The sequence below is a fragment of the Amycolatopsis sp. DSM 110486 genome, from assembly GCF_019468465.1.
Taxonomy (GTDB): Bacteria; Actinomycetota; Actinomycetes; order Mycobacteriales; family Pseudonocardiaceae; genus Amycolatopsis.
In genome coordinates, this window is the sequence record NZ_CP080519.1 from 687,439 (window position 1) to 707,142 (window position 19,704).

Genomic DNA, 19,704 nt, shown 5'->3' on the forward strand with positions numbered 1-19,704 from the left:
CACCGGGCGGGCTCGCCTTCTTCTACTTCTTGCTCTTGCCGCTGTCCTCAGTGGACAGTGCCGCGACGAAGGCCTCCTGCGGGACCTCGACCCGGCCCACGGTCTTCATGCGCTTCTTGCCTTCCTTCTGCTTCTCGAGCAGCTTGCGCTTGCGGGAGATGTCACCGCCGTAGCACTTGGCGAGCACGTCCTTGCGGATCGCGCGGATCGTCTCACGCGCGATGATGCGCGAGCCGATGGCCGCCTGGATCGGCACCTCGAACTGCTGGCGCGGGATCAGCTCGCGCAGCCGCGTGGCCATCCGGTTGCCGTAGCCGTAGGCGGCGTCCTTGTGCACGATCGCCGAGAACGCGTCCACGGTCTCGCCCTGCAGCAGGATGTCGACCTTGACGAGCTCGGCGACCTGGTCGCCCGCCTCTTCGTAGTCGAGCGAGGCGTACCCGCGCGTGCGCGACTTCAGCGTGTCGAAGAAGTCGAAGATGATCTCCGCGAGCGGGATGTTGTAGCGCAGCTCCACGCGGTCTTCGGACAGGTAGTCCATGCCGAGCAGCACACCGCGCTTGCTCTGGCACAGCTCCATGATCGTGCCGACGAACTCGCTCGGCGCGAGGATGCTCACCTTCGACACCGGCTCGTGGACCTCGGAGATCTTGAGCCCGGTCGGCCAGTCCGACGGGTTGGTGACGACGATCTCGCTGCGGTCTTCGAGCACCACGCGGTAGACCACGTTGGGCGCGGTGGAGATCAGGTCGAGGCCGAACTCGCGCTCGAGGCGGTCGCGCGTGATCTCCAGGTGCAGCAGGCCGAGGAAGCCGCAGCGGAAGCCGAAGCCCAGCGCGACCGAGGTCTCCGGCTCGTAGGCGAGCGCCGCGTCGTTGAGCTGCAGCTTCTCCAGTGCCTCGCGCAGCTCCGGGTAGTCGGAGCCGTCGACCGGGTAGAGGCCCGAGTAGACCATCGGCTTCGGCTCGCGGTAGCCGGCGAGCGGTTTGGTGGCGCCGTGGCGTTCGGAGGTCACGGTGTCGCCGACCTTCGACTGGCGGACGTCCTTCACACCGGTGATCAGGTAGCCCACCTCGCCGACGCCGAGGCCCTTGCTGGGCTTGGGCTCCGGCGAGATGATGCCGACCTCCAGCAGCTCGTGGGTCGCGCCGGTGGACATCATGCGGATCTTCTCGCGCGGGGTGATCTTGCCGTCGACCACACGGATGTAGGTGACGACGCCGCGGTAGGTGTCGTAGACCGAGTCGAAGATCATCGCGCGCGCCGGGGCGTCCGCGTCGCCGACCGGCGCCGGGACCTGGCGCACGACCTCGTCGAGTAGCGCGCCGACGCCGACGCCCGTCTTCGCCGAGACTCGCAACACGTCGGTGGGCTCGCAGCCGATGATGTGCGCGAGCTCGGCAGCGTACTTGTCCGGGTCGGCCGAGGGCAGGTCGATCTTGTTGAGCACCGGGATGATCTGGAGGTTGTTCTCCAGCGCCAGGTAGAGGTTGGCCAGCGTCTGCGCCTCGATGCCCTGCGCGGCGTCGACCAGCAGGACCGCGCCTTCGCACGCCTCCAGGGCGCGCGAGACCTCGTAGGTGAAGTCCACGTGGCCGGGGGTGTCGATCATGTGCAGCACGTGGTCCTGGCCCTGGACCTGCCAGGGCAGGCGGACGTTCTGGGCCTTGATCGTGATGCCGCGCTCACGCTCGATGTCCATCCGGTCGAGGTACTGCGCGCGCATCGCCCGTTCCTCGACGACGCCGGTGAGCTGCAGCATGCGGTCCGCCAGCGTCGACTTGCCGTGGTCGATGTGGGCGATGATGCAGAAGTTGCGGATCAGTTCCGGCGGCGTGAAGGTGGTGTCGGCGAACGTCTTGGGCGCTGTCACTCGTGTGGTCCTCGGGAAAGGTCGGGGGTGGCCGCTTCCTATCGTCCCATGGACCTCCGGGTGCGGTTGGGGGTCATCCCCGATGCGAGCGCGCCGGGCTGGTGGTGACCTCGAAGGATGAGCACTCCAAACCCTCCCCCGGGCGCGTTCGACAGCGCCTTGGACAGCGCCCTCGACCGGGCGTTCGGCCACCCCAGCGGCCTGCTGGGCCGTGTCGGCGGCCGGCTGATGTCCCGCGCCAACGCCGCCACCGAACGCCGTCTCGTGGCACTGGCCCGCCTCGAACCCGACGAAACCGTGCTGGTCGTGGGCCCCGGCCCGGGCATCGGCCTCGACGCCGCGAGCCGCCTCGCGGGCAAAACCATCGGCGTCGAACCTTCGCCCGAGATGCGCGTCCTGTGCCACGAACGCTGCGGCGACCGCGTGGAGCTGCGGAGTGGCACGGCGGCCGCCACGGGCTCGCTCGATTCGTCGGTGGACGCCGTGCTCAGCGTCAACAACGTCCAGCTCTGGCCCGACCGTGCGGCCGGCTTCGCCGAGCTGTTCCGCGTACTGCGCCCCGGTGGCCGGCTCCTGCTGTCGGCCCACGAGAAATGGCTGCCCATCCCCCGCCACGCCCTGGCCGCCGAAGTCACCGCGGCGGGCTTCACCGACCTCCAGACGTGGACCTGGGAACCACCGGGCTTCGCGACGCTGGCGGCGCAGCTGCGGGCTCGCAAGCCCTAGCGCGAGTCGCCGCCTTCGCGGCGCGGCCGCTCGCGACGGCGCGAGCCCACCCCGCGGGGTCGTGCCGGTCGGCGACGGAGAGGCACCGGGCAGGTAGAACGGGAGGGTGATACACGGTGCCGACGACGTCTCGTTCCACGACCTCGAGGTTTTCATCGCCTTCGCACGGCGCGAGCACTTCGCCCAGGCCGGCGAGGACCTGGGGTTGAACACCGCGACGGTGCAACGCAGTGTGCGGGGGCTGGAGCGCAAGCTCGGGGTCGCGCTCGTCGAACAGGCCGGGCGACGGGTGCGGCTGAGGCACGCCGGGCACGTCCTCGCGCAGGAGGCGAGCATGGTGCTGCGGGCCCGCTCGGACGTCGTCGCCAAGACGCGGGAAGAAGCCGGCGGTCCCCAGCAGGTGCTGCGGATCGCGCACACCTACTCGCTCGGCCTCGGATTCGTGCCGACGGTGCTGGCGAAGGTGCTGGAACGGAATCCCGACCTGCGGTTCCGCTGCCACCAGACGTCGGCGACGGAGGTGGTGACCCACCTGCTGCGCGGCGACGCCGACGTGATCTTCGGCTCCACCCCGCCCACCGATCCCGACATCGTGGTGCTGCCGTTGTTCAGCGAGCCGTTGCTGCTCGCGGTGCCGGCGGGCGACCCGCTCGCGGCACACGGCTCGGTGGCGCTGCGGACGGCGCGGAACCGGCCGTTCGTCGCGCTGGCGTCCGGGTCCAGCAGCCGCACCCACATGGCCAACGCGTGCGCCCGGGCCGGATTCGTGCCGCGGATCGCGGTCGAGGGCAGCGATCCGTTCATCGTCGAGTCGATGGTGGGCGCCGGTCTGGGGGTGTCCGTGGTGCCGGGCCGGATGGCCGACCACCACCATCCCCGGGTGACGCGGATCCCGATCGACGACCAAAGCGGGCACCGGACGGTCTTCCTGGCGCATCCGAAGAAGTCGGCCGTCGCCGCCATGGTCCGAGTGCTCGCGAAGGTAGCGGTGGCGCAGGGGAGCGTCGTTTGATCATTGTGCAAAACGCAATGATTGGGGCGTGAGGTTGGCGTTGTTCGGCCGCGGGCGGGGCGGAATGCTCGCCGCATGCCATTCGTAACAACGCAAGTCTTCTGCGCGAACGTGCGGAAGGCGGCGGACGCTCCGCTGCCCGAAACGGTGTCGCGAGCCGCGCGACGCAGTCTGTTCAACGTGCTGGGCACGGCGATCGGCGCGGCTCGGACCCCCGCGGTCGAGGCGCTGCTCGCCACGGCGGAGGAGCTCGGCGCCGCCGGTGCCGTGCCGGTCCCCGGGCGGGCGGAGCTGCTCGACCCCGAGTGGGCCGCGACCGTCGTGGGCACCGCCGCCCACCTCGACGACTTCGACGACACCCATCTCGCCACGGTGATCCACCCCGGCGCGGCCGTGCTCGCCGCGGTGCTGGCGCTGGCGCCCGAAACGGCACCCGACGGCGCGACCGCGCTCGAGGCGTTCGCCCTCGGGTGCGAGGCGCAGCTGCGGATCGGTGTCGCGATCTCGCCCAGCCACTACGACTACGGCTGGCACATCACCGGCACGTGCGGCGTGTTCGGCGCGGCCGTCGCCGCCGCGCACCTGCTGGGGCTCGACGCCGACCAGCTCGGTCACGCTCTCGGGATCGCGTCGACCGGCACGCTGGGCCAGCGCGAGGCGTTCGGCTCCATGACCAAACCGTTGCACCCCGGCAAGGCCGCGGCGGTGGGCGTCTTCGCGGCCCGCCTGGCCGCCGCCGGGCTGACCGCCCCCGAGGATCCACTGGGACCCGGTGGGGTGCTGCCGGTGTTCTCCGAGCCCGACTACGACGAGCTACGGCGCGACTGGGCCGGCACGTGGGAGCTGGAGTACAACGCGTTCAAGCCGTATCCGTGCGGGATCGTCGCGCATCCCGCGATCGACGCGGCGATCGGCGCTTCCGCGGCCGTCGGCGATCCGGGCGCGATCACCGCTGTGCGGATCAGCTGTCACCCGCTGGTGCCGGAGCTGATGGGCCGGTTGCAGCCCGCGGACGGCCTGCAGGCGCGGTTCAGCGCGCGGCACGCCGCGGCGGTCGGCCTGCTCGACGGCGAGGTCGGGCTGCGGCAGTTCTCCGACGAGCGGGCGATCGACGAGGACGTGACCCGGCTGCGGGCGCTGACCGAGCTCGTGCCCACCCCCGACTGCCCCCGGGACTCGGCGACGATCCGCGTGGAGCGTGCCGGTGCCGAGCCCGTGGAAGTCCACATCGAACACGCGCGCGGCAGCATGGCGCGCCCGCTGACCGACGAAGAACTCTTCACCAAGGTCGACCGGCTGGTCGAACCGGTGCTGGGCGCCGGCGCCGCCCGCAAGATCGAGGCGGCTGTCGACGGCCTTCCCGGTGCGCCCGGAATCGACGCGGTGATCGAGGTAATGCGACCGGAGGTGGCGAAGTGATGGGGACGGACGCGGTGCTGGAACTGGTGTACGCACCGGTCGACGAAACGGCACGCACTAAGGCAGCCGGGGCACTGGCACACGTCCGGGCCGCCTCGCCGGACCCGGTGCTGAGCGGCGTGCTGGGCGCTTCGGCGTCCCGCTCGACGGGCCGTGCCTGGCTCTTCGGTGCCGCGGCGGCGAATCTGCGGCCCGAAGTCGAGTGGGCCGCGGCGCTGGCCGCGGCCGCCGCTCTCGACGCCGACGCCGACGCGGTCGTCGCCGGCTCCGCGGTCGCCCAGGCGGTCGCCGATGCCCTCGGCCCCCAGCACGTCACGGCCGGCTGGTGCCTCGAAACCACCGCGGGCGTCGTCGGCGCAGCGGCGGCGGCCGCCCGCGTGCTCGGTCTGCGGGACTCCGCGCTCCGCTACGCCGTCGGCATCGCCGCCACCCAAGCATCGGGCCTGCAGTCCGTCGTCGGCTCCCCGCTGGGCGCCGTGCAGGTCGGCCGTGCCGCCGCCACGGGTGTAGAGGCAGCACTCATGGCCCGCAACGGCTTCACCGCCGCCGAGGACCCCCTGGCGGGCCGCCGCGGCCTGTACGCGCTGATGTCGGCGCCCCGGTAGCCGTCCGAGCACAACCGAGCGAAGGCGAGAACACGGTGAGCAGCGAGGAACCTGTGCAGCGCAGCCCGGGAGCCCGCCGGAACGGGAACCGTCCGACGAGGACGGACCCACCGGCAGCCACCGGTGACACCGGAAGCCCGGAGGTCGCGCCCGTCGTGGCGGGCGCGGCGGAGGGTGCCGGTGGTTCCGAGACCGCGGTGGCACGCGAGGCCGCCCCGGCTGTGAACAAGGGCGGCGGCACACCAAGTCCGGGCACCGGTGGTTCCGGGTCCGCGGTGCCGGGAAATGCCGCGGCGGGCATCGCCGGCGGTACGGAAAGCCCGGAGGCTGTGGCGTCGGATGGCGCCGCAGGTGGGGAAAGTGCCGGTTTCAGCGGGAATTCGGAGGCCGCGGGTTCGCGTGACACCGCGGCGGGAGAGTCCGGTGAATCCCGGATTCGGGGCACCGCCGCGGCGGTCGCCACGGACGGTCGGCCGGCGGAAGTCGCCACCCCGCCCGGCGCCACGATCGCGGAGGCCACGGCCGCCGGCCCCGAAGGCGTGCCCCGCCTGGACCGCTTCGCGATCGGGCAAGTCGTGTTCGGGGTCGTGTCCGTGGCGGTCGGGGTGGCGGCGCTCGTCGACGCCGCCGGGCTGGCGAAGTTCGGCAAGAGCGGCCAGCCCGGGCCGGGGTTGTTCCCGGATCTGATCGCGGCGTTGCTGGTCGTGTTGGGGATCTGGCTGACGGTCCTGACGCTCGTCCGGCCGGTGCGCGCGGAGCCGAAGGAAGACGGTGAGACCGTCGATCCGCGGGGGTTCCGGCGGGTGGTCACCGTGTGGCTGGCGTTCGTCGTCTCGATTCCGTTGCTCGTGTTGCTCGGCTTCGCGCCCGCGATGGCCGCGCTGGTCGCCTTCCTGGTGTTCGGGGTGGAGCGCATCCGCGGGTTCCGCCCAGTGCTCGCGGTGGTGCTCGTGCCGGCTCTGGTCTACCTGCTGTTCTCGGGCGTGCTCGGAGTCGAGCTGCCCGAGTCGATTCTCTTCCCCGTCTGATCCCGCCTTGCTTGCCCTCAGCTGGTCTCAAAGGAGAGTTCCATGGGCGCCTTGAACAACCTCCTCGACGGCTTCGCCGCCGCGCTCACCCCGACGAACCTGTTCTGGGTGGCGGTCGGCGTGGTGGTGGGCACGCTCGTCGGCATCCTGCCCGGGCTCGGCCCGCCCGCGACGCTCGCGATCCTGCTGCCGCTGACCACGAGCCTCCAACCGGCGACCGGCCTGATCCTGATGGCCGGCATCTATCACGGTGCGAAGTTCGCCGGATCGACCACGGCGATCCTGCTGAACATCCCGACTGAACCCTCGTCCGTGGTGCTCTGCCTGGACGGCCACGAACTCGCGAAGAAGGGCCGCGCGGGACCCGCGATGGGGATGTCCGCGATCTCCGGCTTCATCGCCAGCACGGTCGGCGTGGTCGCATTGACGTTCACGGCACCGGTCGTGGCCAAGCTGGCCGTGGACTTCGGCCCGCCGGAGTACGCCGCGCTGATGGTGTTCGCGCTGCTGCTGGTGATCATGATGGCCAGTGAATCGCCGTTGAAGGGTTTCATCTCGATGGGGCTGGGCCTGCTCCTGTCCACTGTGGGCATCGACCTGTTCACCGGGCAGCAGCGGCTGACCTTCGGCAGCGTCACGATGTCGGACGGCATCGAGTTCATCACGCTGTCCGTGGGCCTGTTCGCCGTCGCCGAGGTGCTGGTCAACGTGGAGAAGGCGAGCGGACGGCCGCTGTTCACCATGCCGTCCAAGTTCCGCGAACTGCTGCCCAGCAAAGCCGACCTGCGCCAGAGCTCGGGCGCGATCACGCTGGGTTCGGTGCTCGGCTTCCTCGTCGGCGCGCTGCCCGGTGGCGGCTCGACCGTCGCGTCCTTCCTGTCGTACACGCTGGTCAAGCGCACCTCACGGACGCCGGAGCGGTTCGGCAAGGGCGCCATGGAAGGCGTGGCCGGGCCGGAGGCGGCGAACAACTCCGAGTCCGGTGGCGCGATGATCCCGTTGCTCACCCTCGGCCTGCCCGGCACGGCGAGCACGGCCGTGATGCTGGCCGCGCTGCTGTTGTACGGCCTGCAGCCCGGGCCGCTGCTCTTCACCGAGCACCCGGAGATCGGCTGGCCGGTGATCGCGAGCCTCTACATCGGCAACGTCGCGCTCCTGATCCTGAACCTGCCGATGATCCCGATCTGGGTGAAGCTGCTGAAGGTGCCCTACTGGGTGCTCTACCCGGCGATCCTGGTGCTGGCCGTAGTGGGTGTGTACAGCATCCGCAGCTCCATGTTCGACGTCGCGCTGCTCGCCGTGTTCGGAGTGGTCGGCTACGTCTTCCGGAAGCTGGGGGTGCCCGCGGCGCCGATGCTGATGGCTTTCGTGCTGGGGCCGATGGCGGAGAACGCGGTGCGCCAGTCACTGGTGCTGTCGAAGAACAGCCCGCTGATCTTCGTGCAACGGCCGATCGCCGCGGTGATCCTCGGCGTGGCCGTGCTGGCCGCCATCGCACTCGCCGTGACCGGGCGGCGGCGCCGCGCCACGCGGGCCGCGGTGCCCCAGCCCGTGGCCACCCACTGAACAAGGAGATCCCATGCGCACTTCCCTGAGATTGGGCGCCTGCCTCGCGGCGATGACGCTGATCCTCAGCGGCTGCGGCATCGCGCAGCGGCACTCCGCGAACGGGGTGCCGAGCCGGACCGAGGTGGTGGTCCACACCGGTCCGGGCGGGGGCAGCGACGTCTTCGCCCGGCAGGTCGTGAAGATGCTCCAGGACGACAAGCTGATCGACGCCAACTGGCCGGTCCGCAACGAGACCGCCGGCTCCGGCATCGGCGCGATGTCGTACCTCAAAGGCCGGCGTGGCCGTGAGGACACCATCGCGGCCATCACCCCGACGTGGATCGTCACGCCGCTGACCCTCGACGGAGCCGCGGTGTCGGTCTCCGACGTTCAGCCCATCGCCGGCCTGCTGGTCGAGCCGCAGGTGATGGCCGTGCGGGCGGACTCGAAGTACCGCACGGCGGCCGACTTCATCGCCGACGCGCGCGCCCACCCCGACGGGCTCGTGCAGGTCGGTGGCTCCGTCACCGCGACGGATTCCCTGACCGGACAGGCCCTTCAGTCGAGGACGAAGACGAAGTGGAGTTTCCTGACGTTCTCCGACAGCGGCCAGCGCATCGCGTCGCTGCTGCGGGGCGACGCCCAGATGATGATCGGGTCCACCGGCGACTTCAGCGAGCAGGTGCGGGCCGGTGCGATCCGCGTGATCGGGGCGGTCGGCGACAAGCGGCTGGCAGCGCTGCCGAACGTGCCGACGCTGGCCGAGGAGGGCGTGCCGAGCGAAGGCCTGCCCGAGGAGTTCCGCGGTTTCATGGGCCCGCCGGACATGCCGGCGCAGACCGTGGCCTACTACCAGGAGCAGCTGCGGAAGCTGAGCACGCGGCCGGACTGGAAGAAGTACGCCGAGGCGGACGGTGACGTGACCAAGTTCCTGGACGCGAACCAGTTCCGGACCTACCTGGCGCAGCAGCAGGCTTCGCTGAAGAAGCTGGTGGACCAGCTGGGGCTGGCTTCGCGGTGACGGAAGACCGACAGGAGAGGGAAAAGGTGGACGAGACCCGGTCGCTGGCGGCATTCGCGTCGGCTCTGGCTTACGAGGACCTGCCGGAACAGGTGGTGCACGAGGCCCGTCGTGCGCTCATCGACTGGCTGGCTTGTGCGCTCGCGGGCGCCTCCGCGACGGGAACCGGGGCGCTGGTGCGGGTGGCCGCCCGCGTCGGCCCCGGGACCACCACGCTCATCGGCCGCCGCGAGCGGGCTTCGGCGCCGTTCGCGGCTCTGGTGAACGGGTTCGCCTCGCACGTCGAGGACTACGACGACACGTTCAACCCCGGTGGCACGACCGTGCACGGTTCGGCGCCGGTGTGGCCGGTGGTCTTTGCGTCGGCCGAGCAGGCACCGATCAGCGGCGCTCGGGCGTTGGCCGCGTTCGTCGCCGGATTCGAGACGGAGACCCGGGTCGGGCTCGCGGCAGGACCGGAACACTACGAGGCGGGCTGGCATGTCACCGGCACGACCGGGCACCTGGGCGCGGCGGCCGCCGCGGCGAATCTGCTCGGCCTGGCGCCGGACGTGACGGCGCAGGCGTTCGGGACAGCGGGGACACAGGCCGCGGGGCTGAAGAACGTCTACGGCACCGACGGAAAGGCCCTGCACCCCGGTAAGGCCGCGATGGACGGCCTGCTGGCCGGGCTGGCCGCGGCCGAAGGATTCACGTCTTCCACCGACATCCTGGAGGGGGAGCGCGGATTCCTGGCGGTGCTCTCGCCGGCGCCCAAACCGGACCGGCTCACCGAAGACCTCCACGAGACGTGGCACCTCCTGGCCAACGGGTACAAGGCCTACCCGAGCGGCTCGCTCACCCATCCCACGCTCGACGCGATCCGGACGTTGCGCGCACGCCACGGCTTCACGGCCGAGGAAGTGTCCGAAGTGGAGGCACGAGTGCACCCCTACGCCGCGACCGTGACCGGGAAGGTGCGGCCCCGGACGGGTCTGGACGCGAAGTTCAGCCTCACCCACGGCGCGGCGGTGGCCCTGGTGGCGCAGCGGCCGGGACTCGAGCACTTCAGCGACGCCGGCGCGACCGACCCGGTCCTCACGCAGGTGCGGGAACGGGTCACGGTCGTGGCCGACCCCACGCTGACGAAACGCGGTGCCGTCGTCACCGTCACGACCTCCGACGGGCAGCGGTTCACCGAGTCCGTGGCGGACAACCGCGGCACGCCGGACAACCCGCTGCCGGACGACGACCTCGCAGCGAAGTTCCTCGACACCGCGGCGCCGCGGTTAGGCGCGGAACCGGCCCGGGAGCTGCTAGACCTCTGTTGGCGGATCGGCGCGGACGAAGACTTCGCCGGGCTGGTCCGGCGGACGGGAGCGGTCTCGTGACCCCGCCGATCGCGATCGTCACGGGCGGCGTGCGCAACCTCGGCCGTGCGATCGCGCTCGCGCTGGCCGCCGACGGCTTCGGCGTGGTGGTGACCGCGGGTTCGGACCACGCGACGGCGCAGCAGACCGCCGGGGAGATCGCCGCGCTCGGGGTGCCGGCCCTCGGGCTGGTCGCGGACGTCGCCGATCCGGCCGCCGTCGCCGGCATGGTCGAGCGGGCCGCCGAGCTCGGCCCGGTGCGGGTGCTGGTGAACAATGCCGCGCTGCGCACCCGCGTCCCGTTCGACGAACTGACGCTCGCCGAATGGGCGGCGGTGCGCTCGGTGACCCTCGACGGCGCTTTCCACTGCGCCCACGCCGTCCTCCCGCACTTGCGCCGCGCGGGCGGTGGCCGCATCGTCTCGATGATCGGCGCCAACGCCCTGCGCGGTGATCCGTCGCGGGTGCACCTCTCCGCCGCCAAGCACGGGGTTGTCGGGCTGACCAAGGCCCTCTCCGCCGCCTACGCCGCCGAAGGGATCACGGTGAACGCCGTGTCCCCGGGTCGGATGAACGCTCCCGACGCAGCCGAGTCGGAGCTGCGCCGCGAGCGCGTGGCCGCGACCGTCGCGTTCCTCGCGTCCCCGGCGGCCGGGCACGTGACCGGACAGCTGATCTCGGTGGGGCCGCCGGAGGCCTAGGGTGCGGTCGAGGCGGTCGACCCTTTTCCGTTTCGCCGAAGATGCCCTGGTCAGCGGCGTAAGTGATCGCGCCGGCCAGACACCCGGCGCAGGTCGGTCTTACCCGTCGGCGTGGATCCCGGAGCGAGCCAGGCGGGAGTGGAGGTAGTCGTATCCGATCTTGACGCCGCGGTCACGGGTGGCTTCCCGCCGGGCACAGCCGTGGGCTCGCCGGGGATCCGGCCGGCCGTTTCGACGTCCAGGCCGACCAGCCCACCGGGCCGGCCCCGCTCGTAGCGGATTGCGGTGGTCCTGCCGGCCCGGATCACCTGCCCGCCGGTCGGGGCCGGGTGTCGCCGGACGCAGCACCCGGTGGCGCGCCGTCACCCGCGCGGCACCGTCTGTGTCGGGGCACCCAGCCCGTGGCCCGGTCAGGCCTGCCTCCGCCGCTCACGCTGCCGCGAGGCCACGATTCGCTTCGTGACCTCGCCACTGGCCCACGCCTAGCGCGAGTCCGTCCGCAGCGGGTGGTCGGGCGGCACCTGCACCAGGACGATGCGCAGGCCGTCCGGGTCGGTGATCCAGGCCTCGTCCAGCCCCCACGGCTCGCGGCGCGCCCCGCGGACCGGCGTGACGCCGCGTGCGGCCAGCTCCTCGAGCGTCGCCGGCAGGTCGCGGACCTGCAGCCACAGGTCGACGGCCGTGGAGGGAGTGGCGTCGTTGCTGCCCACGACCTCGATCGAACCGCCGCCCGCGAAGAAGACCGTGCCACCGGGGAACTCGCGCTGGATCGCCAGCCCGAGCGTGTCCCGGTAGAACGCGGTCGAGGCCTCCAGGTCGCGCGGGTGGATCAGCACCCGGCTGCTCAGTACGTCCATGCGTCCTGCCTACCCGAGTGGCTCAGGCCACCGCAATCGCGACGATCCCGGCCAGCACCACCAGCGAGCCCACCAGCCGGCGCGCCGCGTGCCGCTCACCGAGCACGAACCACGCCGCGAGCCCGCCCAGCACGATCGACAGCTCCCGCGCCGGCGCGACCAGGCTGACCGGCGCCATCCGCAGCGCGTACAGCACCAGCAGGTACGCCGCGGGCGAGGCGATCCCGACGATCAGCGTCTCCTTGCGGTGCTCGCGCCACAGCTTCGCGACCTCGGCCCGGTCACGCAGGGCCGCGGGCGCCAGCAGCACGCTCTGCACCAGCGCCCCGCAGCCGAAGTACACGAGGGGCGGCACCGCGAGCGTCGTCACTGAGTGGGCGTCCCAGAGCGTGTAGGCCGCGATGGTCGCCCCGGTGAGCACGCCGTAGAACACACCGGCGCGGCGCGCTTTGACGTCGGCCTCGCTGCCGCCAAGGCTGATCACCAGCACGCCCGCCACCACGAGGAACGCCCCGATCAGGCCCAGCACGCCGGGGTGCTCGTGCAGCACGAGCACCGCCGCCAGCACCGACAGCAGCGGCCCGGTGCCGCGCGCTAGCGGGTAGACGATCGACAGGTCGCCGACGGCGTACCCGCGCTGCAGCACTGTGCCGTACGCCACGTGCAGCACGGCCGTCACCCCGGCGGCGAGCAGCCAGGTCCACTGTGGACGTTCGTTTTCGACCAGGAGTGCCGTGATGACCACGGGAAGCAGCACCACGGCGGAGACGGTGTAGTACAGCCACACGAACCGCGGCCCGCCGAAGGTGACGCGCTTGGCGGCGAGGTTCCACCCCGCGTGCACGACAGCGGCGATGAGGACGAACGACAGAGCTGTGGTGTTCACTGGACCCCTTCGAGTCTTCCGCGCACGCGGAAGGCCGGGTCCTCCAGGCTTTTGTCCCGTCAGATGAACGGCGGGCGTCGGGCCGCGCCGATGGTGCCGCTCGGACCTGTCCCGCCGGCCCTGGTTGTCTTGCGTCTTACTCTCGCGTTGGTGCGGCGGGCCGGCAGCGGAACCCTAGGCACTACGTTCTCCACGGTAGCCGAACCGATCACTCCGGGCCGCCCGAGGGGCCCGCGAGCAGGCCTGTTAGGCTTTCCCGTCGTTGCCGTGCGGCATTCCGTCAGGGAGGAAACCCGGCCGCGCCTGTCTTCACGCCAGGCGCCCGGAGCCACTTCGACGCGGCAGCGACCTTCACCGAGACGAAAGCAGGACGCCTTCATGGCCAACATCAAGTCCCAGATCAAGCGCATCACCACCAACGAGAAGGCCCGTCAGCGCAACCTGGCGATCCGCTCCTCGGTGAAGACCGCGATCCGCAAGTTCCGTGAGGCCGCCGACTCCGGCGACAAGACCAAGGCCCTCGAACTCCAGCGCGACGCCGCCCGCAAGCTCGACAAGGCCGTCACCAAGGGCGTCATCCACGCCAACCAGGCCGCCAACAAGAAGTCGGCTCTCGCGAAGCGCGCGAACCAGCTCTGAGCTGATCGCAGCACCCTGCCAGACCTGAAAGGGCCCGGTGACCGACTGTCGCCGGGCTTTTTCGTGCGCTCTCCCGCCCCCTGCGCGCAGCGTGCCTGTGCGCTGAGATACCGCGGCGACGGTCGATCGGCCGGCGGTGGCTGTTGCAAAATCTGCGCACGCGACCAACGGTCCCGCCCGGCCATCTCGCGGCGGTTCGGCGGTGCCTCAGGCCCGATGCCGGTGGCTCGAACCCTGCCCGCCGAGCAGCGTCAGCGTTCACCCTTGGCGGCGACAACCTCGACGACCGCGCGTTCCAGGGCGTAGTCCGCGTCCGCCGCCACGCCCTTGACCTCGGCGTTCAGGCGGGCGACCACGCGCATCGCCGTGGCGAGGCCGTCCTGGCCCCAGCCGCGCGACTGGCCCTGCGCCTTGCGGATCTTCCACGGCGGCATGCCCAGCTCTCCGGCCATCTGGTTCGGGTTGCCGCGGCCGGCGGCGGACACGCGGGCGATTGTGCGCACCGCGTCCGCGAGGGCGTCGGCGACCAGGACGTGCGGCACGCCCAGCTGCATGGCCCAGCGCAGCGACTCCAGGGCCGCCGCGCGGTCGCCACCCACGGCCTTCTCCGCCACGGCGAAGCCGGTCACGTCGGCGCGGCCGGTGTGGTAGCGGCGCACGGCCTGCTCGTCGATGGCGCCACCGGTGTCGGCGACGAGCTGCGTCGCCGCGGAGGACAGCTCGCGCAGGTCGGAGCCGACGGTATCCATCAGCGCCATCACCCCCGCCGCGTCGATCTTGCCGCCGACGCGGCGCACCTCGTTGCGCACGAACGACTCCCGATCGGCGGCCTTCGTGAGCTTCGGGCACTCGGTGATCTCCGCGCCCGCCTTTTTCAGCGCCGCGGGCAGCGCCTTGGCCGCCTTGCTGCGGCCGCCGCCGTTGTGCACGACCACGAGCACGATCCCGTCGGCGGGCGCCTTGAGGTACGCCATCACCGCGTCCGCCAGCTCCTGCGAGATGTCCTGCGCCGAGTCGAGCACGATGACCCGTCCCTCGCTGAACAGCGAGGGACTCACCAGCTCGGCGAGCACGGGCGGTGTGAGTTCGGACACCCGGTTGCGCGTCATCTCGGCCGTCGAGTCCACGGCCCGCGCGGCGTCCAGCGACGAGCGGACAGCCCGCTCGATGAGCAGTTCTTCCTCACCGAGGACGAGGTGGAGTGGCGCGGGTGCGGTGGTCACCCCGCCATCCTCTCACCCGCCCGGCCCCGCGCCCGCTGCGGTGATGTGCGCCGCCACCGTGGCACGAGGTGATCGCCATGTCGTACGGTGTACCCGAGGCAACGCCCAGCGAGGCGCGCCGACAACTGAAGACCGCTCATCCAGAGGGGCAGAGGGAACGGCCCGAAGAAGCCCCGGCAACCGGCGTACAGCCTGTCTTCCCGAATTTGCGGGATAGCTGACGACCACGGTGCCAATTCCGGCCCGCTTTTGCGGGGCAGATGAGGAAAGGAACCTCGCGATGACCGTTACCCTCGGCACGACCTCCACCAAGAAGACCCTGGACCTCGGTCCGGCCGTCGAACTGGTGTCGAAGGAAGAGGGCCACCGGCAGCCGCTCGCCCCGGAGTTCGTCTCCGCGGAGGACTTCTCGCCGCTCGAGGTCGCCTACGACTTCGGCCGCGTGCGCCGCGAAGACATCGAGGCCGGCCCCAAGAACATCTGGCGCTACAAGAAGCTCCTTCCCGTCCCCTCGACTGTCGAGGAGATCCCGAACACCGAACCCGGCGCCACCCGCCTGGTGAAGGCCGACCGCCTCGCCAAGGCCCTGGGCCTGAAGTCCCTGTGGGTCAAGGACGACACCGGCAACCCCACGCACTCTTTCAAGGACCGCGTGGTCGCCGTCGCGCTGGCCGCGGCCCGCGAGTTCGGCTTTGAGGTCCTCGCGTGTCCCTCGACCGGCAACCTGGCCAACGCGACGGCCGCCGCGGCGGCCCGCGCCGGCTGGCGGTCGGTCGTCCTGATCCCGAAGTCGCTCGAACGCGCCAAGATCCTCACCACCGCCGTCTACGACGGTGACCTGATCGCCGTCGACGGCAACTACGACGACGTCAACCGCCTCGCCACCGAGCTCGCCGGCGAACACCCGACGTGGGCGTTCGTCAACGTCAACGTGCGCCCCTACTACTCCGAAGGCTCCAAGACGCTCGGCTACGAGGTCGCCGAGCAGCTCGGCTGGCGCCTGCCGGAGCAGATCGTGGTGCCGATCGCGTCGGGCTCGCAGCTGACCAAGGTGGACAAGGGTTTCCGCGAGCTCGGCCAGCTCGGCCTCGTGGAAGCCAGCCCCTACAAGGTGTTCGGCGCGCAGGCCACCGGCTGCTCCCCCGTCTCGGCCGCGTTCCGCGCCGGCCACGACGTCGTCCAGCCCGTGAAGCCCGACACCATCGCCCGCTCGCTCGCGATCGGCAACCCCGCCGACGGCCCCTACGTGCTCGACGTCGTCAACCGCACCGGCGGCGCGATCGAGGACGTGAGCGACGAGGAGGTCGTCGCGGGCATCCAGCTGCTCGCGCGCACCGAGGGCATCTTCACCGAGACCGCGGGCGGCGTCACCGTCGCGACCGCCAAGAAGCTCATCGAGGCCGGCAAGATCGACCCCGACGCCGAGACCGTGCTGCTCATCACCGGCGACGGCCTCAAGACGCTCGACGCCCTCGAAGGCCGCATCGGCCCCAAGGCCACCGTGCCGCCGTCGGCCGAAGCCGTGAGCAAGGCCCTCGGCCTCTGACCGCCGGGCCCGCGGGCCGCTCCCCTACCGGGGCGGCCCGCGCGGCTCACCCCGGCGCGCCACCGCCGGCCCGCCGTCACCGGGCAGCACGGCCGTGTCGCCGTCCACATCGGTCCGCGTCACGAGCACACCCAACGTGCCCAGCACGTCCACTGTGGACTTCGCCGGGTGCCCGTAGCTGTTGCCCGCGCCCACGCTGATCATCGCCGCCCGCGCGCCCACCGCCTCGAGGAACTGAGGCAACGAGTAGCGCGAGCCGTGGTGGGGAACTTTCAGCACATCGGCGTGCAGGTCCACCCCCTCGGCCAGCAGGTCGGCCTGCGCGGCCAGCTCCACGTCTCCGGTCAGCAGCACCCTCCCCGCGGCCGTGGTCGCGCGGAGCACCACGGAACTGTTGTTGATCATCGTGCCGTCCTGCAGGGCGGCCGCCCGAGCCGTGACGTAGCGCGGTCCGAGCACGTCCAGCGACAGCCCCGGCCAGTCGAGCCGCTGCCCGTCGCTCAGCTCCAGCAGTGGAACGTGGTGCGTCGCCGCCTCCTGCGACACCTGCTGCCACGCCCACGCCGGCGCCCGCCCGGGCCCGACGGCGATCGCCCCCACGGCCCGGCCGTCGAACACCGACGGCAGCCCGCCGATGTGGTCGGCGTGCAGGTGGCTGAGCACCAGCAGCGGGATCCGCTCCACGCCGAGCCGCCGCAGGCACTCGTCCACCGGACCCGGCTCGGGCCCGGTGTCCACGACCACCGCGCGCCCGGGCTCCGCCGTGGCCAGCACCACGGCGTCGCCCTGGCCGACGTCGCACTCCACCATCGCCCAGCCCTTCGGCGGCCAGCCGGGTGAGAGCACCCGCGGCGGCACCACGATCAGCAGCACCGCCGCCAGCCCCATCGCCACCAGCAGCCGCGCGCGCCGGAACCGGAACGCGACCACCACCACGACCAGCACCCCGGCCGCGCACACCCCACCCCACCAGCCACCCGGCCACGCGAGCACCGCCCCCGGCGCACGGGCCCCGTGCCGCGCGACGGTGATCAGCCAGCGAGCCTCCGGATCAGCCAGGTGCACCAGCACGTGCCCGGCCCCGGGCCACCACGGCCCGACCACCGTGGCCAGCACCCCGAGCACCGTGACCGGCGCGACGACGGGCGCCGCCAGCACGTTGGTCACCACCGAGACGAGACTCACCGTGCCCGCCATGCCCGCGATCACCGGCGCGGTGACCACGAACGCCGCCAACGGCACCGCGATCCCTTCCGCGTACCCCGGCGGAATCCCTCGGCGTACCAGCGAATCCGCCCATCGCGGCGCCAGCAGCACCAGCCCCGCCGTCGCGAACACCGACAACGCGAACCCGAAGTCCGCCGCCATCACCGGATCCCACGCGACGAGCACGCACACCGAGAACGCCAGCGCCGGCAACGCGGATCCACGACGGCCCAACGCCAGCGCCAGCAGCGCCACTCCGCCCATCACCCCGGCCCGCAACACACTCGGCGCCGGACCGACGAGAATCAGGAAACCGCCCAGGCACAATCCCGCCGCGACGGCGGACACCCGGGGCCCGATGCGGAGCAGCCGGCACAACAGCAACACCGCGCCGCAGATGATCGCCACGTTCCCGCCGCTCACAGCCATCAAGTGCGTGAGCCCCGACTCCGTGAACTCCTGCTCGACCTGCTCGGGCAACGCACTCGTGTCGCCCAAAACCAGTCCGGGCAGCAACCCCGCCGGCTCCTCCGGCAACACCGCGCACAACTCATGCAGCCCCGCTCGCAACGCCGCGGCCGCCCGTTGCCACCACGGCGCCCGCGTGACCCCGACCGGAGCGCCCTGAAGGTAGACGACGGCCGCCGTTAGCTCACCCCCGCGCGCCGGCGCCAGGCGACCCGACGCCGTGACCTCCTGGCCCGGCAGGAGATCACCCCATCCGGCCACCGGCGCGAGCAGTAGGACCCGGCCGGTGGAATCCACCGCCCGACCGTCCACAGTGGCCGATTCCACCCGGGCGTCGATGACGACCGATCGGGTACCCGCCTGCTGATCGGCGTAGCCCGCGCTGTGGATCGGCCGCGGCCGCTCGGTGACCTCGACGCGGAGCGTGGCGGTCACCCCGTGCGCTGCGGCTTGGCCGAGCGTGTCCTGTTCAGCTCCCCGGATGCGCCACGCTGTCGGCAGCGCCACGACGAGCCCCAAGACCAACAGCGCGCCGGCCGCGCCGACCCACCGCCCACGCCGCCGTGCGAGCAATACGGCCGACAAAACCGCTGCCACAACGCCGAAAACCTCGGCCGCCCACCACCCGAGCCGCAGGCCCGCCAGGGTGCCGCCCCAGGCCGCCAATGCTGCCGGGACGAGCCGAAGGTCGTGGTCACGCCACGACGGCGCGGCTTCCGGCTGGACGAACATCATCCGACCGTCACCTGCTCGCGCAGCTTCTCGAACTTGCTTTCGCCGATGCCTTCGACGTCGCGAAGTTGTTCGACGCTGGAGAAGCCGCCGTGCTGCGTGCGCCAGTCGATGATGCGGCCGGCGGTGACCTCGCCGACGCCGGGCAGGGTGTCGAGTTGCTCGGGGGTGGCCGAGTTGAGGTCGAGTTTGCCCGGAGCCGCGCCGGCACCGGCCGGTGCCGAGGACGCGACCGTGATGCCGACGGCGAGCTGCTCGCCGTCGGTGAGTTTGCGGGCGAGGTTCAGGCTGGAGAGATCGGTGCCGGGGTCCGCGCCACCGGCGGCCCGCACCGCGTCGGCCACACGCGAGCCGGCCGGAACGGTGACGAGGCCGGGCGCGCGGACGTGGCCGATCACGCTGATCACCAGCGTCGCGGACGCCGAAGACGCCGGCGCCGCGACGGAAGGGTGCGCCTTCGCGCTCGGCAGCGACGGCGCCACCTCCATCGCGGGCGAGCCGCTGAACACCGCGAAGCCCGCAGCGATCAGCACAGCCACGACCACCAGCCCCAGCACGACGAGGACTCGGTGACTTTTCAGCACGCCGGGCAGACCCGGGTGAGCCGGGTCGGCGCCGCCGGGCAGCCAGCGCCGGACCAGCCGGCCGCCGGGCCCGACGGTGCGTGGGCCCGCCGCCAGCTGGTCGGCCAGCCAGGCGAGCCTGGCGTTCACGGGAGTGCCCGGATCACGGGCGGTCTGCTCGAACACACGTGCGACGCTAGGCGCTGATCGACACCGGCCACCAGGCCGAATCCGCCAGCCTGTGGATAACTACCCCCTTGTGGACAACTCGGCCTCGGCGACCGCTGAACGCCGGTTCCGGT

General features: G+C 71.8%; 17 protein-coding genes and 1 riboswitch. Of the genes, 11 read left to right on the forward strand and 6 right to left on the reverse strand.

Features of this window, described 5'->3' with window-relative positions:
- Positions 1-22: 22 nt before the first annotated feature.
- Positions 23-1,873: a translation elongation factor 4 gene (gene lepA / locus K1T34_RS03410; RefSeq protein WP_220242842.1), complete on the reverse strand. Its 1,851-nt coding sequence runs from the start codon at positions 1,871-1,873 to the stop codon at positions 23-25.
- 117 nt (positions 1,874-1,990) lie between these two features.
- Here lepA and K1T34_RS03415 point away from each other — a divergent pair, with 117 nt between their 5' ends.
- The 9 genes from K1T34_RS03415 to K1T34_RS03455 all read left to right on the forward strand — a co-directional run bounded on the left by K1T34_RS03415 (position 1,991) and on the right by K1T34_RS03455 (position 11,282).
- A complete protein-coding gene (locus tag K1T34_RS03415) occupies positions 1,991-2,599 on the forward strand; it encodes a class I SAM-dependent methyltransferase (protein ID WP_220242843.1) in 609 nt (202 codons plus the stop codon).
- A 106-nt stretch (positions 2,600-2,705) separates the two neighbouring features.
- Entirely contained in the window at positions 2,706-3,611 is a 906-nt protein-coding gene (locus K1T34_RS03420; RefSeq protein WP_220242844.1) for a LysR family transcriptional regulator, read from the forward strand.
- Between the two features lie 75 nt (positions 3,612-3,686).
- Positions 3,687-5,030, forward strand: a complete 1,344-nt coding sequence (locus K1T34_RS03425) for an MmgE/PrpD family protein (RefSeq protein ID WP_220242845.1) — start codon at positions 3,687-3,689, stop codon at positions 5,028-5,030.
- Positions 5,030-5,635: an MmgE/PrpD family protein gene (locus K1T34_RS03430; RefSeq protein ID WP_220242846.1), complete on the forward strand. Its 606-nt coding sequence runs from the start codon at positions 5,030-5,032 to the stop codon at positions 5,633-5,635. Before K1T34_RS03425 ends, K1T34_RS03430 begins: the two co-directional genes overlap by 1 nt.
- 155 nt (positions 5,636-5,790) lie before the next feature.
- Positions 5,791-6,663 (forward strand): tripartite tricarboxylate transporter TctB family protein, encoded by an 873-nt coding sequence (locus K1T34_RS03435; protein ID WP_220242847.1) that lies wholly within the window; start codon positions 5,791-5,793, stop codon positions 6,661-6,663.
- 42 nt (positions 6,664-6,705) lie between these two features.
- Entirely contained in the window at positions 6,706-8,229 is a 1,524-nt protein-coding gene (locus tag K1T34_RS03440) for a tripartite tricarboxylate transporter permease (RefSeq protein WP_220242848.1), read from the forward strand.
- Positions 8,230-8,242: 13 nt separating this feature from the next.
- On the forward strand, positions 8,243-9,232 hold the full coding sequence (locus K1T34_RS03445; RefSeq protein WP_220242849.1) for a tripartite tricarboxylate transporter substrate binding protein: 990 nt from the start codon (positions 8,243-8,245) through the stop codon (positions 9,230-9,232).
- Positions 9,233-9,258: 26 nt separating this feature from the next.
- Positions 9,259-10,602: an MmgE/PrpD family protein gene (locus K1T34_RS03450; protein ID WP_220242850.1), complete on the forward strand. Its 1,344-nt coding sequence runs from the start codon at positions 9,259-9,261 to the stop codon at positions 10,600-10,602.
- Positions 10,599-11,282 (forward strand): SDR family NAD(P)-dependent oxidoreductase, encoded by a 684-nt coding sequence (locus K1T34_RS03455; protein ID WP_220242851.1) that lies wholly within the window; start codon positions 10,599-10,601, stop codon positions 11,280-11,282. Before K1T34_RS03450 ends, K1T34_RS03455 begins: the two co-directional genes overlap by 4 nt.
- A 482-nt stretch (positions 11,283-11,764) precedes the next feature.
- Here the strand turns inward: K1T34_RS03455 and K1T34_RS03460 are convergent, their stop codons facing one another.
- Positions 11,765-12,139, reverse strand: a complete 375-nt coding sequence (locus tag K1T34_RS03460; RefSeq protein ID WP_220242852.1) for a VOC family protein — start codon at positions 12,137-12,139, stop codon at positions 11,765-11,767.
- Positions 12,140-12,161: 22 nt separating this feature from the next.
- Positions 12,162-13,025: an EamA family transporter gene (locus K1T34_RS03465; RefSeq protein WP_220242853.1), complete on the reverse strand. Its 864-nt coding sequence runs from the start codon at positions 13,023-13,025 to the stop codon at positions 12,162-12,164.
- A 378-nt stretch (positions 13,026-13,403) separates the two neighbouring features.
- Between K1T34_RS03465 and rpsT the strand changes: the two genes are divergently transcribed.
- A complete protein-coding gene (gene rpsT, locus K1T34_RS03470; protein ID WP_220242854.1) occupies positions 13,404-13,664 on the forward strand; it encodes a 30S ribosomal protein S20 in 261 nt (86 codons plus the stop codon).
- A 251-nt stretch (positions 13,665-13,915) separates the two neighbouring features.
- On the opposite strand, the gene holA is transcribed toward rpsT, so the two are convergent.
- Entirely contained in the window at positions 13,916-14,887 is a 972-nt protein-coding gene (gene holA / locus K1T34_RS03475) for a DNA polymerase III subunit delta (protein WP_220242855.1), read from the reverse strand.
- Positions 14,888-15,020: 133 nt separating this feature from the next.
- A riboswitch (SAM riboswitch) is annotated at positions 15,021-15,154 on the forward strand.
- A 13-nt stretch (positions 15,155-15,167) separates the two neighbouring features.
- On the opposite strand from holA, the gene thrC reads away from it, so the two are divergent.
- On the forward strand, positions 15,168-16,433 hold the full coding sequence (gene thrC, locus K1T34_RS03480) for a threonine synthase (protein ID WP_220242856.1): 1,266 nt from the start codon (positions 15,168-15,170) through the stop codon (positions 16,431-16,433).
- Between the two features lie 24 nt (positions 16,434-16,457).
- Here thrC and K1T34_RS03485 read toward each other — a convergent pair whose 3' ends face one another.
- Positions 16,458-18,842 (reverse strand): ComEC/Rec2 family competence protein, encoded by a 2,385-nt coding sequence (locus K1T34_RS03485; RefSeq protein WP_370643616.1) that lies wholly within the window; start codon positions 18,840-18,842, stop codon positions 16,458-16,460.
- Positions 18,839-19,588, reverse strand: coding sequence for a ComEA family DNA-binding protein (locus tag K1T34_RS03490; RefSeq protein WP_220242857.1), 750 nt, complete (start codon positions 19,586-19,588; stop codon positions 18,839-18,841). The genes K1T34_RS03485 and K1T34_RS03490 overlap by 4 nt, the downstream gene beginning before the upstream one ends.
- Positions 19,589-19,704: the final 116 nt, after the last annotated feature.

Coding starts and splice junctions, on each gene's coding strand:
- K1T34_RS03415 (WP_220242843.1), top strand. CDS start 1,991: ATGAGCACTCCAAACCCTCCCCCGGGCGCGTTCGACAGCGCCTTGGAC.
- K1T34_RS03425 (WP_220242845.1), top strand. CDS start 3,687: ATGCCATTCGTAACAACGCAAGTCTTCTGCGCGAACGTGCGGAAGGCG.
- K1T34_RS03430 (WP_220242846.1), top strand. CDS start 5,030: ATGGGGACGGACGCGGTGCTGGAACTGGTGTACGCACCGGTCGACGAA.
- K1T34_RS03440 (WP_220242848.1), top strand. CDS start 6,706: ATGGGCGCCTTGAACAACCTCCTCGACGGCTTCGCCGCCGCGCTCACC.
- K1T34_RS03445 (WP_220242849.1), top strand. CDS start 8,243: ATGCGCACTTCCCTGAGATTGGGCGCCTGCCTCGCGGCGATGACGCTG.
- K1T34_RS03460 (WP_220242852.1), bottom strand. CDS start 12,139: ATGGACGTACTGAGCAGCCGGGTGCTGATCCACCCGCGCGACCTGGAG.
- rpsT (WP_220242854.1), top strand. CDS start 13,404: ATGGCCAACATCAAGTCCCAGATCAAGCGCATCACCACCAACGAGAAG.
- thrC (WP_220242856.1), top strand. CDS start 15,168: ATGACCGTTACCCTCGGCACGACCTCCACCAAGAAGACCCTGGACCTC.
- K1T34_RS03485 (WP_370643616.1), bottom strand. CDS start 18,842: ATGATGTTCGTCCAGCCGGAAGCCGCGCCGTCGTGGCGTGACCACGAC.